Here is a 16,175-nt window from a genome sequence, read left to right as displayed (position 1 = left end):
GGGTCTAAATTTCCGCAGGGGAATTAAGATCTAAAACTATAAAAACGCATAATGGCACAAAGACCATCAATACCAAAAGGAACACGTGATTTTTCACCCGTAGAGGTTGCAAAGAGATCGTACATCATGGAGATTATCAAAAGACAATTTAAGCTATTTGGTTTTCAGCCTATAGAAACCCCAAGTTTTGAGAATAGCGAGACGTTAATGGGAAAGTATGGAGAAGAAGGAGATCGGTTAATATTTAAGATACTAAATAGTGGTGATTATTTACGCAAAGTAGATGATGCACTATATGAAAGTAAGGACAGTACAAAAATGACTTCTAAGATAAGTGAAAAAGCACTTCGTTATGATCTTACAGTTCCTTTTGCTCGTTATGTAGTACAACATCAAAATGAAATAGACTTTCCGTTCAAAAGATATCAGATACAACCAGTTTGGAGAGCAGATCGTCCTCAAAAAGGAAGGTTTAGGGAGTTTTATCAATGTGATGCCGATGTAGTAGGGAGTAAATCACTATGGCAAGAGGTAGACCTTATTAAACTATATGATCGAGTATTTACAGCTCTTAATTTGAAAGGAGTCACTATTAAATTAAATAACCGAAAGATTTTATCTGGTATCGCCGAGGTTATTGGAGCCAGTGATAAATTGATCGATTTTACAGTAGCCCTTGATAAGTTAGATAAAATTGGTGAAGATGGTGTAAAGAAGGAAATGAAAGAAAAAGGAATTTCTAATGACGCTATAGAAAAAGTAAAACCATTGTTTGATTTTACAGGTACAACTACCGAAAAAATTGATAAGCTTAAAGCACTTCTGTCATCTTCAAAAGAAGGAATGAAAGGAGTAGAAGAATTAGAGTTTATTACAACCACCATAAATGATGTAACTCTTGAAACTGCAGTTCTGGATTTAGATGTTACATTGGCGAGAGGATTGAACTATTATACAGGTGCTATTTTTGAAGTTGCAGCTCCCGAGACTGTAAAAATGGGATCTATTGGTGGTGGAGGTCGCTATGATGATCTTACCGGGATTTTTGGATTAAAAGATGTAAGTGGAGTTGGTATCTCTTTTGGTTTAGATAGAATCTATTTGGTACTTGAAGAATTAGGTTTGTTTCCAGAAACGGTAGCTTTAACTACTAAAGCATTATTTATCAATTTTGGAGAACAGGAAGCACTGTATTGTTTTAAAGCTATACATCAGCTTAGAAAATCTGGGGTGGTTGCAGAGCTATATCCAGATAGTGTCAAAATGAAAAAGCAAATGAACTATGCTAATAAGAGGAATATTCCTTTTGTGATTTTGGCAGGTACTTCAGAGGTAGAGAATAAAGTATTTACTGTAAAGAATATGGAGACAGGTACGCAGTCAGAAATGAACTTTGATGATCTAAATATCCTTTTGCAGTAATTTTTTTAGTAAATTCATAGACTATATCGAAAAGATTTTAGTTATTTAAAATATTCTTTAAACCAATTATTGTCCTAAACATAGTGTTATGAAAAAAAACTTTTTAACCGCTTTTATATGCGTATTGCTTATAGGTGTAACTTCTTGTAAAAAAGATCCAAAAACCGATAAGTTAGAAGTAGTAGAAGAGGTTCAAGATTCTACTCAGGTTGCGGTAGAAGAGGTAGTTGAAGAGAAAAAACCCGTAGTAAAGAAAAAGAAAGCTACTAAAAAGAAGAAAGATAATGTAGATAAACCACTTCGAATTCCAGGTACTTCTGAGAAAACCAATAATTCATATTCAAAAAAGTACATCAAAGACTACGAAAAATATGTAGCGAATTATAAAAAAGCTGTAGAGGCTCATGATATGGATTCGTTTTTAAAACTTAGTAGTGCGAGTAGTGATTTGTCTAGACAATATACCAGGCTTATGAGCATTTTACCGGGTGAAGAAATCGAAAAACTGAGTAAGTATATGGCGGTAAAATCTAAGCAAATAAATGCACTATCAGAACAAATGTAGTGCACAAACTATAACCTATACATTCAACACCAACTGCTATTGTTGGTGTTTTTTTATTTTGGTAATAATCTCATCTATTTTAAACGATAGTTTTGATGCTCCGTCAAGATGCAGTACTTCGCAATCTAGTAGTTTCATCCATTGTGTATGTATCTTAAGTGATCTACCGTCAAAATTAGGGTCTTCATATCGGTTCGCCCATTCTAAAAACGCCTTTGAACTTTGTTGAATGCTTTTATCTGTGGTAAGCAAATCCCCATAGCGTATAGTTTCTCTTTCTTTTAATCTATTCATTCTTAAGGAGTTGTTTAGTCGAATAAAAACGGCCAGATCAAATGCCGTTTTCCATTCTTCTCCCCAGCTTACCAAAGAACCACTTACAATTACATTTTTATGTACAGTAAAATCTTTTTTTAGAGTATGGTTTCTAGCTTTTAAAGCTATTTTTTCTTGATAAGGAGGTTGAGTTTTTTTCCAGTAGTAGTCATCTACATCGAGATGTATAAAACTAGTTTGTTTGGCAATTTCTTTACCCAAAGTGGTAGTTCCAGATCCTGATGCTCCAAATAGTAAGATTTTCATATGAGTATATACAAATGTAGCCCTAGCGATAAAGATAAGAAATCGCTTGAATTACGTTATCTATGATTGGGTAACTTCTAGATCAGGTATAAAGGCAATTACTATGCTTCTTGCGGAATTTCACTGGAGTCTGTGAGATTACCTTTTTTGATATTTTTTGGGTTAATATCTATAGGTTTTACCTGAAAAACAATGATATCTAGATTTGCTTGACCACTAAAAGGGCCTATATGGCAGTCTGAAAAATTGATGTTAAAGTGAGAATAGAATAGATTGTTTTTTTCTTTGACCTCTACAAGTAAAGTTTTAAGATAATACCATAGCTTGTTTTCCTTCACTTCGTAACGTAAAGGTTCGGTGTTATGAATTTTTGCCGTAAAAAGGGGGAATAACTCTACATAGAGAATATTGCCTATGTGTTCGGGGGTAATTGTTTTGGGGTCCGTCTCAGAAGGAAGATAGGCAATTCGATATTCAAATCGGGTTCCTTCGAGAGGTTTTCTCTCGGTGTAATACATTTTGACTTAGGTTTTAATTTAATGTCAAAATACCGAAATAACTATCTTTTATTTTTACGGGTACCCGTAACATTAATATTTAAATCAGAAGAAACTGCTTTAAGATCTGTTTTATCAACCTTAGTTCATCACTTTTACTATATCTAAAGCATTGGCAATAAATACATAGATAAATAAGGAAACAAATGTTACATTAATAATAAGCCCAACGACTTTTTTTAAATTGTTTTCGCTTTTTATTCCTTTTAAACTATGAATAAGCCCTATGATACTCAAAGCTCCAATGATAAATACCAATATTCCTATTAAAAGAGAAATGATCTCCAATTGGGTACAATGCATGACTACACTTAATAATACTATAACCGCCATAAGGGTTAAACTATTTATAGCGTAGCTAAACGCTTTTTGAGTATCGCTTTTATGCGTCATATTATTTAGAATTTTATCGGTAGTTCCTATTTAAAACAAGGAATACTACCATATGGATTTGCATGATGATCTATGGTATAGTTAAACTCTTTGTTGTCTTTTCCTCGCATGTAGGTAACGTAGTCCCAGTTTCCAGAATGAGTTAACTTATACTTGCCATTTACCTTGTTTTGGTATATTTCATCATAATATTTGATGATAGTAGGGTGGGCGCCACCTTCGATATATTCTTCGGTATTGTATTTTAGTGGTAACGATTCTTGTTGTCCTTCATATTTTAGTTCAATTGCCAGATTTTTTTCACTAAAACCTATCCAAATTCTTTTGGTTTTGTTTCTGTCATAAGTATAACATATATAGTGATGAGGTACGACCGAAAGATCTTTCAAAGTTTCTTTATTGATAACAGATGAAATTGTATCCACTTTTTCTTCTACGACTTGTTCTGTAGTAGCGTTTTGATTGGTTTTCTGATCTTTGCAAGAAAATATAATGAGTGCTGTAAGAGTTAATATTATTTTATTCATAGACATCGGGTTATGTATGGGCAATATACGAATTGTGAAATGAGTGAATTTCAATAACTGGTTTTTTTCAAAGTTATACCAAAGGATGTTGTTTAATCTAAAAGTCAATCATGTTTGCGTACTTCGGGGCTTAATCCAGCAACCTTAATAATGCTTTAGAATACACTTTATTGCTAAGTTTATACAGTGTATATCCTTCAGAAATAGTTTTACCGTATCCAAACCCTTTTGAGGTTAAAATAAAATTTAATTCATCCAGACTGGGAATATTATGGCTAATTACTTCAGTAATGATACGTGAAATGAGGCATCTGAGATATGGCAAATATTCTAATACTTTTTCCTCTTCATAACTGCCAGAATGTACAATTGCCGATCTTAGATTATAAATCTTACCAATATTATGATATATGTTCTCTGCAAATTCTACATTAGGGGCCAATAAAACCGCAATATTTCTTCGCATACGATACTTTAGTTCGCTACGGGCTTTTACTAAACTTTCGAGTCCTATACATAGGTCTAGATACTCCATAGTATGAAAGTTTTGAAAAAAACTACTCAAATAAGCATTTAGTGTTGGTTTTACATAGTTTATGGAGTCAAATCGCTCCATAAAAATGGTGATAAAGGCATTGATGCTTTTTATTTCATGATCATATATTGTAAGGTAGTTGTAATACTGATCTTCATAAACAATAGGTTTAATAGAGTAATCGGTTTGCATTTGTAACCTGATGTCTCCATCTTCTAAACTATATTTCTGAAGATAACTTAAAGTAACCCGAGAAGGAAACAGTAAACGCAACATATTTCTTACTTTAAAAAGGATATTCTCTGGTACCACTTTTCTAAAATCTATAGGCGCTAAAACCTGCAGACTATCGGGATTGCTATTATCATTATTTATTTGTTCTCTAAAATCTTCAAAATGTTCTGGGTTGCTAAGTGTATTATGAATAATCTCGGTGAATTCTGGTGAATTGAATTTGATAAACCTCAAATTAAGTTTTGAAAAATCTAATACCGAAACGTCTGACCAAATTCCTGTAAAAACTGCTAAATGTGTCAATTGAGTTCCCTCACTTTTTTTCATAAGTCGTAAAGCGAATAAAGTATATTAATGCGTTTATGTTGTGTCTAAAAATAGGTGTTAAACAGGGTATTTACCAAATAAAATGGGGGCATTTTTCTATCTGTATATTTTTGGAAGGAAAAGGCTTTATAGGGGTCCCTAAAGCCTTTAATTAAGCATGATTACAACGTGTGACTCTTTGTTGCGAGGCATGTATATAGCCTCGGGATTGTAGCTAAATCTTTGTAAACCAAAAAGTTCATAAAGCATAAACTACATTATAAATATACAACAATTTGGGGTACGACCATAGCCAACTTATATTCTTAACATAAAAAAGGCTTTAGAAGGGGTCCCTAAAGCCTTGATAGTTGCAGTTTGTACAATGTATATCGTATGTAGCGAGAGGGGGACTTGAACCCCCGGCCTCCGGGTTATGAATCCGACGCTCTAACCAGCTGAGCTACCTCGCCATTTTCAAAATGTAACGCTTAAAACATTTTGCCTAATCTAGTTTCTCATATCAGAAACTTAGACTAGCGATTCAAACGCGGGTGCAAATATAAAAACAAAATACATTGACGCAAACAATAATGAAGAATTAATTTTTTTTTCATTGTACTTTTAAAGTCGGCAATTAATCTATATATTGGCTTACCAACAATTAATGATTATGTCTGAAAAAACAAAATATGAACTTGAATTTGTGGTACAATCATCGCCGCAACTATTATATCAATATATATCAACCCCTTCTGGTCTTTCAGAATGGTTTGCCGATAATGTGAATTCACGAGGAGAATTATTTACTTTTATCTGGGACGACTCTGAGGAAGAAGCAAAGCTTTTAAGCAGAAAAAGTGGCGAACGTATAAAGTTTAGATGGGTTGAAGATGAAGAAGAAGGGAATGATTACTTTTTTGAAATGCGTATTCAGGTAGATGAAATTACCAAAGATGTATCACTTATGGTGACCGATTATTCTGAAGATGATGAACTAGATGAAAATAAGATGCTGTGGGATAATATGATTAGCAATCTAAAGCACGTATTAGGGTCGGCCTAAATTTTCTTTGTAAATAATAAATTTAATATACCCCATAACATTTGGTTTATGGGTCTTTTTTTATGGTGAATAGTAACGGAAGCCTCGTGACAGAAGAAAAAGCTGTACTGCAGATTACAAACAGAGGTTATGCTTATGGAGATGCTCTTTTTGAAACCATTCGTGTAAATTCTGGAAAAATTCTTTTTTGGGAAGATCATTATTTTAGATTAATGGCATCTATGCGAATATTGCGCATGCAAATACCTATGAAGTTTACCCCAGAAATTCTTGAACAGGAAATTCTTGAACTTATTGAAAGTAATAAGCTGTCGCAAGTATCTGCTCGTGTAAAAATAATGGTGTACAGAAACGCCGAAGGGCTTTACACTCCTCAATCAAATGAGGTAGGGTATCAGATTTTGGCCAGTGCACTTGATAATCCTTTTTATCGTATTGAAGATACTACTTATGAGGTAACACTTTTTAAAGATCATTATCTGGCGGCAGATCTTCTATCCACTTTAAAGTCGAATAACAAAATTATTAATGTTTTAGGAGGAGTTTTTGCAAAAGAAAATAATTTTGACAATTGTTTATTGCTCAATACCAATAAAATGGTAGTTGAGGCTTTAAACGGAAACTTGTTTTTAGTAAAAGGTACTACCATAAAAACACCACCAACTGATGATGGCTGTTTAAAAGGAATTATGAGAACGCAATTACTAAGAATTCTGGAGAAACTAGAAGATTATACCGTAGAAGAAGCATCGATCTCTCCTTTTGAACTGCAAAAGGCAGATGAGTTGTTTATTACCAATGTAATTACAGGGATTTTACCCATTACAAAATTTAGAAAAAAAGAATTTGGCAATACTACCAGTAAGCGACTACTGGGGATATTAAACTCAAGAATACGGTTAGGAAATTAATTGTAAGCGGGGTTTTCTGGTGCATTGGACCATAATACGTATTCGCCTCCTAATTCGATCATTTTTTCTTTCCAGAACGTGTCATACGATTTGCCAAAAATATTCTTTTTGTCATCATTTTTTACAATTACCCATGAATTGGCTTCTAGTTCCTGGTTGAGTTGTTGTGAATCCCATCCCGAATATCCCAGGAAGAATCGAATTTCATTAGAAGTGATATTGTTTTCAGCAATGAGTTCAGACACTACGGTAAAGTCACCACCCCAATAAATGCCTTCAGAAATTTCAACACTATTAGGTATTAAATCGGGTACTTTGTGAATAAAATAAAGGTTGTCTTGTTCTACTGGACCGCCATTATAAATTTTAAATTGTGCTTCAATTTCTGGTACGAGATCAGATAGGTGATAGTCTAGAGGTTTATTCATGATAAAACCAATCGATCCTTGATCACTGTGATCTGCAAGAAGCACGACAGAACGATTAAAAGAGACATCTCCAATGATAGAAGGTTCTGCAATTAATAGATGTCCTTTTGAGGGTTGAAGTGATATCATGCGATGGTTTTCTTTATCTTAAAGCTAGTTAATTATTTGTAATAATCAAAGAGAAGAGTGATTTTTTATGGATTCCCATAATAAAAAAGCTCCCAATTTTGGGAGCTTCTAAATAATATCGAAAACTAACTGATTAGTTTACTGAACTAGATAAGTCAGCACCAGCCTTAAACTTAACAACGTTTTTAGCAGCGATTTTGATAGTTTTTCCAGTTTGTGGATTTCTACCTTCTCTTGCAGCTCTTTTAGAAACTGACCAAGATCCGAATCCAACTAAAGAAACACGTCCTCCTTTTTTAAGAGTTCCTTCAACGTTTCCTAAGAAAGATTCTAAGGCTTTTTTTGCCGCTGCTTTAGTGATTCCAGCGTCAGCTGCCATTGCATCGATTAATTCTGTTTTGTTCATAATTCTGTTTTTAAATTAATTGTTGGTTAAACCAATCTTTATGTTAAACGCTTTACAAATTTAGACGGATTTATGATTCGTGCAAGGATTAGCCCAGTAAATACGGGGTTTTGTTGATAACTCAATGCGATTGTTAATAAACAGCCTTGTTTTTTAAATTTTTTCAACCCCAATAATACCAAGGCTTTACATCATTTTTGCATCCCTGTAGAAATTATAACCATTTAGGAGTGCTTTAGACTCCATTGCTTTTTTTCCTGGCAATTGAATTTTGTCTATTTGCATGTATCCATTTTCCACTGCTACTTTAATGGTGGCATCTTCGACGATAATCTTTCCAATTTCAAAATTATGAGGTTCTTCAATTGGATCTGCTAGGTAAATTTTAATAGTATCTGTCTTTCCGTTATTGTGTAGCTCGCACCAAGCTGCCGGATAAGGGCTTAGTCCTCGTATTAAGTTATGAATAGAACGCATATCCTTACTCCAATCTATTTTTGTATTCTCTTTATTTAATTTATAGGCGGTCTTAAATGTGTCGACTTTAGATTGTGGAGTTACTTCTATAGTATTATTTGCTATACCTTCGATAGTTTTACATACAAGATTAGCTCCTGCAATCATCAACTTGTCGTGTAAAATACCTGCGGTCTCATTTTTGTCAATATCAATTTCTTCCTGAAAGATAATATGACCAGTGTCTATTTTTTCATCTATAAAGAAGGTTGTGATTCCTGTTTTTTCTTCTCCATTAATAATAGCCCAGTTAATTGGGGCTGCACCTCTATAGTCTGGAAGAAGAGAAGCGTGTAGATTAAAGGTGCCGTATTCTGGCATATCCCATACAACTTTCGGAAGCATTCTAAACGCTACTACAATGTGAAGATTAGCATTTAGCGCTTTTAGTTCTTCAAGGAAACCCTCATTTTTCAAGTTGGTGGGTTGTAAAACGGGTAAATGTTTTGATAATGCATATTCTTTTACAGCCGAAGCTTTTAGTTTTCGACCACGTCCTGCAGGACGATCTGGAGCGGTAATCACTCCAACTACTTTATAGTTATGTTCTAATATAGTTTTTAGGGTTTCTACTGCAAAATCTGGAGTACCCATAAAAACAATTCGTAGCTCTCTCATTATTATTATGCTAGTTGATAGTTATTGCTATGATTAATTTTGATAATTTGATGTTTATTCATTTCTCTAAGGACTTCTAGTACGATATGCTCGGGATAATCCAGTTGTTCGATCAGACTTCTTGAAGATAACTGTTTTTCCTGTAAAAGCCTTACAATATTGGTTTGTATTTGGTGTAGGTCATATTTTTTTAAGGCATTCGTTTTTGTCAAACAGTAGCTACAGATGCCACAATCACCCGCATCTTGCTCTCCAAAATAAGAAAGTAGAAGTTTACTCTTGCAGCTGGTATCATTTTCGGTGTAAGAAATAATAGCTTCAACCTTTTTGACTTTGGAATTTTTTTGTTCCTTTAAATGATGTGTTATCCGATTTATTGTACGGTCATCTTCTCTAGGCACTAAAAATATAATCTCTGCATCAGAGTTTTTGTGTTGAAATTCTAATAAATCTGCTTCCATCAATTTTTGGAGTGTAGAAATAATCTCGCTTTCAGCTGTATTTATTTTTGAAGCTATTAAGGGGATGTTTATCGATACCTCTTCATCAAAAATACCACCATACATTCTTAATATGGCTTTAACCACAATTTCGTAGTTCTTGTTTTGATCCAGATAGGAGAGAAGATGATTTCCGGTAGTTGTGATATATAAACTGCTTTTCTTTTTATATTTCTGAATAAACCTAAGTACCCCACATCGATCCAAAAATTGAATGGCGTTATAGGTGACTAGGGTATTGAGTTCATAGGTTCTACAAAAGGTGTTAAAATCAAATTCATGTGAAGTTTGTTCTCCTTCTCCATATGATATCTGAAAATAATTACTCAATTTCCTATAAACAAGTTTTACCTGTTCTATATCTGGCAATACTTTGATAAATTGATTATGTAGTCGTAACGAGTCGTTGGTACTCCTTAGTAAGAAAGCATAGGATTTTTCCCCGTCTCTTCCTGCTCTTCCTGCTTCCTGAAAATAGCTTTCTATACTTTCGGGAATATCATAGTGAATAACAGTTCGCACATTGGGTTTGTCGATGCCCATTCCAAAAGCATTGGTAGCTACCATAACTCTTACCTCTTCATTGAGCCATTGATGAAACCGTTTTGTCTTTTGAGATGCATCTACACCACCATGATAAAAAGTAGAAAGTACATTTCGCTCATTTAAAAAACTGCTAAGCTCAACGGCAGACTTTCTATTACGAACATAGATTATTGAAGTTCCAGGATGTTTATCTAGAATCTGCTGTATGCTATAAATTTTATCTGTCGATTTTAGTACGTTATACGATAAATTAGTTCTGAAAAATGATTTTCTGAAAACTTTGGGCTGAAAAAGATCTAATTCACCTATGATATCTGTTACTACTTCTGGAGTGGCCGAAGCAGTAAGTGCAATAATAGGAACTGTAGGATGAATTTCTCTTAGAACCGCTATTCTTTTGTATGAAGGTCTAAAATCATTACCCCATTGTGAGATACAATGTGCTTCATCTACAGCGATTAAATTTACATTCATTTGTTTTAGTCGTTCCTGAACAATTTCCTGCTGCAAACGTTCTGGCGATATGTACAGAAACTTATAGTTACCGTACAAACAGTTGTCTAATAGCGTATCAAGTTCCGAATATTTAATACCGCTGGGTAAAGCAATAGCCTTGATTCCTTTCGATTGCAGGTTTTTTACTTGATCCTGCATTAAAGCAATAAGAGGTGATATGACTATACAAATCCCTTCTTTAATTAAAGCGGGTATTTGAAAACAAATCGATTTTCCTCCTCCTGTGGGTAATAAAGCAAAGGTGTCATCTCCAGCAAGAACGGCATCGATGATTTCTTTTTGGAGAGGTTTGAAACTCGAATGATTCCAATATTCTCGTAATATTTGAAGAGATGATTTTATCAATCTACTTTTATGGTATTAAGAATAAAATTGTTTCTTTCTTCTACAGTGCCAAAAGGAACAGAGGTACATTGGTATCCTAATCTGGTGTAAGTATTTAATAAATGGTGATGAAGCTCTTCTGCTTGTTCAAAACTTTCGTATCGCTCTTCATCAGATATATAAATCTCTTTCCAGGGTGGTAGAATAAAGACATGATCATACTTATGGTTTTTGCACTCATGTATAAAACTATCTTCATAGGGTTGATCAAAATAATCCATATAGGCTAGAACATCAGGAATACCTCTATCGTAGAAAAGAAGTCTATCCTCCTTTTCATTTGCATCTAGAAACTGTTTAATTCTTGCATTTAAAATGGTGGTGTTAAACTCGTAAGGATCAGATACAGAAATAATAGGATTCGAATTTATACTTAGTTCTCCGTTTGCTTTTTTTGCTTCTTGAGTCATTGCTCTAATCACTTCATGGAAACAAAAGAAATTAGATGCTTCAAGTTTAAGTATAACAGAAGTCTTGCCCGTTCCGGGAGCACCGGTGATTACAATTCTTTTCTTGGTCAACTGAATAATTTTACTACAAATTTCGGAATTATAATATGAAAATGAAAATAGTATTAATATTAGTATAAAGGTCTGTTAAAGTTAGATTTCTCCAGATTAATTTTTACTAACTTCAGTAGCAAATCGCTCTTGATTTGTTTATTTAGACTAGTTAAAAACAAATTCTAAAACTAAAATTCATGCCGGTTTACAATCTAAAAATAAATGGAAAGTCTCATACAGTAGAGGCAGATCAGGATACTCCTTTACTTTGGGTACTAAGAGATCACCTGGATATGGTGGGTACCAAATTTGGCTGTGGTATAGGTCAATGCGGAGCATGTACCATTCATATCGACGGATCAGCAACCAGAAGTTGCCTGCTACAGGTGTCTAATGTGGGAGATATGGAAATCACTACGATAGAAGGTGTCTCAGAAGATGCTTCGCATCCAATACAACAAGCCTGGAAAGAGGTAGATGTGCCGCAATGTGGGTATTGTCAAGCTGGACAAATTATGTCTGCTACTGCTTTTTTAAGCCAAAATTCGAATCCTACAAAGTCTGAAATTAGAGATGCGATGAGCGGTAATATTTGCAGATGTGCGTCTTATAATAGAATTGAAAGAGCTGTAGAGCTTGCAGCAAGTAAAATGAGCTAACTTACCTAAACTTATTAAAATGAAACAAATACAATCACCTTCATTTAGTAGAAGGTCCTTTATAAAAACTTCGGCATTGGCTGGGGGCGGTATGCTAATTAGTTTTAATCTGTTCCAAGCCTGTAAACCTGAAGCTGCTCCACCAGTTGATATTTCTCAATTAAACTTTAATGATTTTAATGCATTCATTAAAATAGCAGATAACGGTATGGTAACTATATTTTCTCCAAACCCAGAAATTGGACAAGGAGTAAAGACTTCTATGCCTATGCTTATTGCCGAAGAACTTGATGTAGCTTGGGATAACGTTCATGTGGTGCAAGGGGCATTAGATACCAAAAACTTTACCAGACAAGTGGCAGGAGGAAGTCAGTCACTGCGTCATGGTTGGGAGCCTCTTCGTCAAACCGGTGCTACTGCAAGACAAATGCTAATCAATGCCGCGGCAGCGAGATGGGGAGTAGATCCTTCTACCTGCACAACCAACAATGGTATTATTAGCAATGCCAACGGAGATAAATTAGGATATGGAGAAGTGGTGAAAGAAGCTGCAAATCTTGATGTTCCCGAAAATATAACTCTTAAAAACCCGAAAGACTTTAAAATTATTGGTTCAGATGCCAATAATGTAGATATCGATAAAATTATTACCGGGAAACCTCTTTTTGGTTTGGATTATAAAGAGGAAGGAATGGTTTATGCCGTCGTGATGAGGCCTCCGGCATTTGGAAATACTTTAAAAGATTTTGATGCTACAGAGGCAAAAGCAATACCTGGAGTTCATGATGTGATAAGATTTGGAGACAAGGTTGCTGTTTTGGCTAAAGATACATGGACTGCCATGAAAGGCAAAAAAGCTTTGAAAGCTAACTGGGAATCTGATGAAGCTTTAGAAAATACCGAAGGGCATGACAAAATACTCACCGATTTGTTAAACGGAACAGAGTTTAATACCATGCGGGCCGATGGAGATGTTAAAAAAGCATTTGCTGAAGCCGATGAAGTGGTGGAGCGCACTTATGAATCTCCGTTTTTACCACATAATTGTATGGAACCCATGAATTTCTTCGCAGATGTTACAGCAGAGAAAGTACGTTTAGTAGGGCCTATACAAACACCTGCTGGAACAGCAAGAAGAGTTGCAGAGTTGTTAGAAAGAGACCCAGAACAAGTATCTGTCGAAATGACAAGAATGGGAGGAGGTTTTGGAAGAAGACTGTATGGTGATTTTGCTTTAGAAGTAGCCGAAATTTCTAAGCTTGCTAAAAAGCCAGTAAAATTGGTGTACTCTCGAGAAGATGATATGGGAGCAGGTATTTATAGACCTTCTATAAAGTATAAAATAAGTGCTTCTATAAAAGATAAAAAGATTACAGGATACCATCTTAAAGAAGCTTCTGTTAATTCTAATATGTACGGATTGATTCCTAATTTTTTCCCGGCGGGAGCTATAGAAAATTATCAGGTAGACGTTGCAAATTATACCAGTAAGATTACTACTGGAGCCTGGAGAGCTCCATATACCAACTTTTTATCTTTTGCAGAGCAAAGTTTCTTCGATGAGTTAGCAGAAATACTCGAAGTAGATAGAATTAAACTTCGATTAGATTTACTACAAAAGGTAAAAGGAAACACAGACGAAAGAATTCAATACTCTCCCGAACGATTGGAGAAGGTTATTAATGTGGCTGTTGAAAAATCTGGATGGGGTAAGACAGAAGAAGGCGTATATCAAGGTTTCAGTGCCTATTATTGTCATAATACTCACGTTGCCGAAGTTGCCGATGTGGTATTGGAGAATGATGTTCCGGTTGTAAAAAAGGTGACATGTATAGTAGACTGCGGAATCGTGGTTAACCCATTGGGAGCAAAAAATCAAATAGAAGGTGGTGTTATCGATGGCATTGGACACGCCATGTATGGTGATTTTTCTTTTAAAAATGGAGAACCTCAGGATAAAAACTTTAATACGTATCGCCTAATACGTATTAACGAAACTCCTGTTGTAGAAACGCATTTTATAGAAAGTGACATAGCTCCTACGGGATTAGGTGAACCAACGTTACCTCCTGCTGGTGCTGCTGTTGCAAATGCCATAAAGGCTGCAAAAGGAATAAGATTATACAAACAGCCTTTTATTAAACATATGAAGGCCAAAGCTCCTTTAGGTTAAAGAAAATATATGACACACGAATTTAAGGAGATTATACAAACATACTGGGTGGCTAAGCAGCAGGGTATTCCTGCTGTAATGGCTACTGTAGTTGATGTAGAAGGGTCATCATATAGAAGACCAGGAGTAGGGATGTTAATTCTGGAAAATGGTAAAGCAGTAGGAGCTGTAAGTGGGGGGTGTGTTGAGAAAGAGGTTCTTAGACAAGCCCAATCTGTTTTTGAATCTGGAATACCAAAAATAATGACCTACGATGGGAAATATCGATTAGGTTGTGAGGGCTTATTATATATATTGATAGAGCGTTTAGATATTGAAAATGTAGTGATAGAACATATACAAGAACATCTCACCTGCAGAGTACCTTTTACCTTAACATCTTTCTATACAAAGAACTCCCAAAAGGATTGTAATATAGGTTCTTTGATTGTTTTTGAGAACGGACAGGAATTTACTTTTAACTATGCTACTGATCTAAAAATTAATGACGATGTGTTATTGAATTTTAGTAGAGAAATGAAACCATGTTTTAGATTGATAATTATTGGCTCAGAACATGATGCAACACAACTTTGTCGATTAGCTTCTTCAACAGGATGGGAGGTAGAGGTAGTATGTTCAGAGAAAAGCACAATGCAATTGGAAGATTTTCCTGGAGCAAATAAACTTATATCAAGTTCCCCTGAAGATCTACAGTTGCCTAATGTGGATGATCAAACCGCGGTTATATTAATGACGCATAATTTTGCTAGAGATTTACTATATCTTCAGTCTATAAGGAATCTTCAACCTATCTACATCGGATTATTAGGTCCGGCCAGAAGAAGAGAAAAGCTACTTTCAGCCTTTATAGAATATCATCCCGATGTAAATGATGAGTTTATAGATTGTATTCATGGTCCAGCAGGTTTAAACCTGGGAGCCGAAACCCCTCAAGAAATAGCTATCTCAATAATTGCAGAAATATTATCGGTGATCCGAAATCAGAATCCTATTCCTCTTCAAGATAAAAAAGGGGCAATTCATGATGATGTTAATAGGAAGAGTATTCATGTCTAACCAATCAACAAATACTATTGCTCATCTTATACTTGCAGCGGGTTCCTCTAGTCGAATGGAAGTTCCAAAGCAATTGCTGCCTTGGGGACAAACTACATTAATTGGCCATGCGATACAACAGTCTTTTTCTTGTAAAAGAGTAGATACTTTTGTTGTATTAGGGGCTAATTTCGATTTAATTTCCGAAGAGGTTAATAGTTTCTCTGTTTCCGTAATTCATAATACAGATTGGCAGAAAGGTATGGGTGGTTCTATAAGTTTGGGAGTAGAAAAGATTTCTGGGTATGATCCTTTGTATGAGGCAGTTCTTATTTCTTTGGTAGATCAACCATTACTAGATGCTTCTCATTTAAGTTTGATAATCGACAAATATTGTGATACCAAAGCGCCAATAGTAGTCTCTGGGTTCGAAGGAAAAAACGGAGTTCCTGCTATTTTTTCTAAGGTGATGTTTGATGAATTAAGAAGTTTACAAGATGATTATGGTGCTCGATATATCATAAAAAATAATCTTCCAAATATTGTTGCTGTTAATGCAGGGGATAAGGCAAAGGACATAGATACTAAGAAAGAATATGAAGAATTGATAAATAAAGAATTTCAAGAGTAAATAATTGTATTTCCCCTCTCGCTTTTGTAA

The 16,175-nt window shown here is 34.8% G+C and carries 18 protein-coding genes and 1 tRNA gene; 8 read left to right on the top strand and 11 right to left on the bottom strand.

Features of this window, described 5'->3' with window-relative positions; translation table 11 throughout:
* Positions 1-51: 51 nt before the first annotated feature.
* Both hisS and M0D21_RS03730 read left to right on the top strand, forming a co-directional pair.
* Positions 52-1,422, top strand: a complete 1,371-nt coding sequence (gene hisS / locus M0D21_RS03735) for a histidine--tRNA ligase (RefSeq protein WP_248327045.1) — start codon at positions 52-54, stop codon at positions 1,420-1,422.
* 88 nt (positions 1,423-1,510) lie between these two features.
* On the top strand, positions 1,511-1,987 hold the full coding sequence (locus tag M0D21_RS03730) for a hypothetical protein (protein WP_248327043.1): 477 nt from the start codon (positions 1,511-1,513) through the stop codon (positions 1,985-1,987).
* Positions 1,988-2,023: 36 nt separating this feature from the next.
* Here the strand turns inward: M0D21_RS03730 and M0D21_RS03725 are convergent, their stop codons facing one another.
* The 6 genes from M0D21_RS03725 to M0D21_RS03700 all read right to left on the bottom strand — a co-directional run bounded on the left by M0D21_RS03725 (position 2,024) and on the right by M0D21_RS03700 (position 5,594).
* A complete protein-coding gene (locus M0D21_RS03725) occupies positions 2,024-2,569 on the bottom strand; it encodes an AAA family ATPase (protein WP_248327041.1) in 546 nt (181 codons plus the stop codon).
* Positions 2,570-2,670: 101 nt separating this feature from the next.
* Positions 2,671-3,087 (bottom strand): hypothetical protein, encoded by a 417-nt coding sequence (locus M0D21_RS03720; RefSeq protein WP_248327039.1) that lies wholly within the window; start codon positions 3,085-3,087, stop codon positions 2,671-2,673.
* Between the two features lie 120 nt (positions 3,088-3,207).
* Positions 3,208-3,519: a hypothetical protein gene (locus tag M0D21_RS03715; RefSeq protein WP_248327037.1), complete on the bottom strand. Its 312-nt coding sequence runs from the start codon at positions 3,517-3,519 to the stop codon at positions 3,208-3,210.
* A 26-nt stretch (positions 3,520-3,545) separates the two neighbouring features.
* Positions 3,546-4,046, bottom strand: a complete 501-nt coding sequence (locus M0D21_RS03710; protein ID WP_248327034.1) for a hypothetical protein — start codon at positions 4,044-4,046, stop codon at positions 3,546-3,548.
* Between the two features lie 130 nt (positions 4,047-4,176).
* Positions 4,177-5,142: a HEPN domain-containing protein gene (locus M0D21_RS03705; RefSeq protein ID WP_248327032.1), complete on the bottom strand. Its 966-nt coding sequence runs from the start codon at positions 5,140-5,142 to the stop codon at positions 4,177-4,179.
* Positions 5,143-5,520: 378 nt separating this feature from the next.
* A tRNA-Met gene (locus M0D21_RS03700) sits at positions 5,521-5,594 on the bottom strand.
* Positions 5,595-5,794: 200 nt separating this feature from the next.
* On the opposite strand from M0D21_RS03700, the gene M0D21_RS03695 reads away from it, so the two are divergent.
* Positions 5,795-6,187 (top strand): START-like domain-containing protein, encoded by a 393-nt coding sequence (locus tag M0D21_RS03695; RefSeq protein ID WP_248327030.1) that lies wholly within the window; start codon positions 5,795-5,797, stop codon positions 6,185-6,187.
* A 62-nt stretch (positions 6,188-6,249) separates the two neighbouring features.
* On the top strand, positions 6,250-7,098 hold the full coding sequence (locus tag M0D21_RS03690; RefSeq protein ID WP_248327028.1) for an aminotransferase class IV: 849 nt from the start codon (positions 6,250-6,252) through the stop codon (positions 7,096-7,098).
* Here the strand turns inward: M0D21_RS03690 and M0D21_RS03685 are convergent.
* From M0D21_RS03685 to M0D21_RS03665, 5 genes are all read right to left on the bottom strand, one after another.
* Positions 7,095-7,655, bottom strand: coding sequence for a YqgE/AlgH family protein (locus tag M0D21_RS03685; protein ID WP_248327026.1), 561 nt, complete (start codon positions 7,653-7,655; stop codon positions 7,095-7,097). The genes M0D21_RS03690 and M0D21_RS03685 overlap by 4 nt on opposite strands.
* A gap of 133 nt (positions 7,656-7,788) precedes the next feature.
* On the bottom strand, positions 7,789-8,061 hold the full coding sequence (locus M0D21_RS03680; protein ID WP_027413194.1) for an HU family DNA-binding protein: 273 nt from the start codon (positions 8,059-8,061) through the stop codon (positions 7,789-7,791).
* A 186-nt stretch (positions 8,062-8,247) separates the two neighbouring features.
* Complete coding sequence (gene fmt / locus M0D21_RS03675) at positions 8,248-9,195, bottom strand: methionyl-tRNA formyltransferase (protein ID WP_248327024.1); 948 nt, start codon at positions 9,193-9,195, stop codon at positions 8,248-8,250.
* A 5-nt stretch (positions 9,196-9,200) separates the two neighbouring features.
* The gene (locus tag M0D21_RS03670; protein ID WP_262922054.1) at positions 9,201-11,102 is read right to left on the bottom strand and encodes a RecQ family ATP-dependent DNA helicase; all 1,902 of its coding nucleotides are present in this window, start codon (positions 11,100-11,102) and stop codon (positions 9,201-9,203) included.
* On the bottom strand, positions 11,099-11,662 hold the full coding sequence (locus M0D21_RS03665; RefSeq protein ID WP_248327022.1) for an AAA family ATPase: 564 nt from the start codon (positions 11,660-11,662) through the stop codon (positions 11,099-11,101). Before M0D21_RS03665 ends, M0D21_RS03670 begins: the two co-directional genes overlap by 4 nt.
* Before the next feature lie 179 nt (positions 11,663-11,841).
* Between M0D21_RS03665 and M0D21_RS03660 the strand changes: the two genes are divergently transcribed.
* From M0D21_RS03660 to M0D21_RS03645, 4 genes are read left to right on the top strand one after another with little or no spacing between them, the layout of a single operon-like run.
* Entirely contained in the window at positions 11,842-12,303 is a 462-nt protein-coding gene (locus M0D21_RS03660) for a (2Fe-2S)-binding protein (protein ID WP_248327020.1), read from the top strand.
* 19 nt (positions 12,304-12,322) lie between these two features.
* Positions 12,323-14,476: a xanthine dehydrogenase family protein molybdopterin-binding subunit gene (locus tag M0D21_RS03655; RefSeq protein ID WP_248327018.1), complete on the top strand. Its 2,154-nt coding sequence runs from the start codon at positions 12,323-12,325 to the stop codon at positions 14,474-14,476.
* 9 nt (positions 14,477-14,485) lie between these two features.
* Positions 14,486-15,535: an XdhC family protein gene (locus tag M0D21_RS03650; RefSeq protein WP_248327016.1), complete on the top strand. Its 1,050-nt coding sequence runs from the start codon at positions 14,486-14,488 to the stop codon at positions 15,533-15,535.
* Positions 15,501-16,145 (top strand): nucleotidyltransferase family protein, encoded by a 645-nt coding sequence (locus M0D21_RS03645; RefSeq protein WP_248327014.1) that lies wholly within the window; start codon positions 15,501-15,503, stop codon positions 16,143-16,145. The genes M0D21_RS03650 and M0D21_RS03645 overlap by 35 nt, the downstream gene beginning before the upstream one ends.
* The last annotated feature ends 30 nt before the right edge of the window (positions 16,146-16,175 follow it).

The sequence above is a fragment of the Aquimarina acroporae genome, assembly GCF_023195925.1.
Classification (GTDB): domain Bacteria; phylum Bacteroidota; class Bacteroidia; order Flavobacteriales; family Flavobacteriaceae; genus Aquimarina; species Aquimarina acroporae.
This window is presented reverse-complemented; position numbering and strand designations above follow the sequence as displayed.

Excerpts from the sequence above, each read along its gene's own strand:
- hisS (WP_248327045.1), top strand. The coding sequence starts at position 52 with ATGGCACAAAGACCATCAATACCAAAAGGAACACGTGATTTTTCACCC.
- M0D21_RS03730 (WP_248327043.1), top strand. The coding sequence starts at position 1,511 with ATGAAAAAAAACTTTTTAACCGCTTTTATATGCGTATTGCTTATAGGT.
- M0D21_RS03725 (WP_248327041.1), bottom strand. The coding sequence starts at position 2,569 with ATGAAAATCTTACTATTTGGAGCATCAGGATCTGGAACTACCACTTTG.
- M0D21_RS03720 (WP_248327039.1), bottom strand. The coding sequence starts at position 3,087 with ATGTATTACACCGAGAGAAAACCTCTCGAAGGAACCCGATTTGAATAT.
- M0D21_RS03715 (WP_248327037.1), bottom strand. The coding sequence starts at position 3,519 with ATGACGCATAAAAGCGATACTCAAAAAGCGTTTAGCTACGCTATAAAT.
- M0D21_RS03710 (WP_248327034.1), bottom strand. The coding sequence starts at position 4,046 with ATGAATAAAATAATATTAACTCTTACAGCACTCATTATATTTTCTTGC.
- M0D21_RS03705 (WP_248327032.1), bottom strand. The coding sequence starts at position 5,142 with ATGAAAAAAAGTGAGGGAACTCAATTGACACATTTAGCAGTTTTTACA.
- M0D21_RS03695 (WP_248327030.1), top strand. The coding sequence starts at position 5,795 with ATGTCTGAAAAAACAAAATATGAACTTGAATTTGTGGTACAATCATCG.
- M0D21_RS03690 (WP_248327028.1), top strand. The coding sequence starts at position 6,250 with ATGGTGAATAGTAACGGAAGCCTCGTGACAGAAGAAAAAGCTGTACTG.
- M0D21_RS03685 (WP_248327026.1), bottom strand. The coding sequence starts at position 7,655 with ATGATATCACTTCAACCCTCAAAAGGACATCTATTAATTGCAGAACCT.
- M0D21_RS03680 (WP_027413194.1), bottom strand. The coding sequence starts at position 8,061 with ATGAACAAAACAGAATTAATCGATGCAATGGCAGCTGACGCTGGAATC.
- fmt (WP_248327024.1), bottom strand. The coding sequence starts at position 9,195 with ATGAGAGAGCTACGAATTGTTTTTATGGGTACTCCAGATTTTGCAGTA.
- M0D21_RS03660 (WP_248327020.1), top strand. The coding sequence starts at position 11,842 with ATGCCGGTTTACAATCTAAAAATAAATGGAAAGTCTCATACAGTAGAG.
- M0D21_RS03655 (WP_248327018.1), top strand. The coding sequence starts at position 12,323 with ATGAAACAAATACAATCACCTTCATTTAGTAGAAGGTCCTTTATAAAA.
- M0D21_RS03650 (WP_248327016.1), top strand. The coding sequence starts at position 14,486 with ATGACACACGAATTTAAGGAGATTATACAAACATACTGGGTGGCTAAG.
- M0D21_RS03645 (WP_248327014.1), top strand. The coding sequence starts at position 15,501 with ATGATGATGTTAATAGGAAGAGTATTCATGTCTAACCAATCAACAAAT.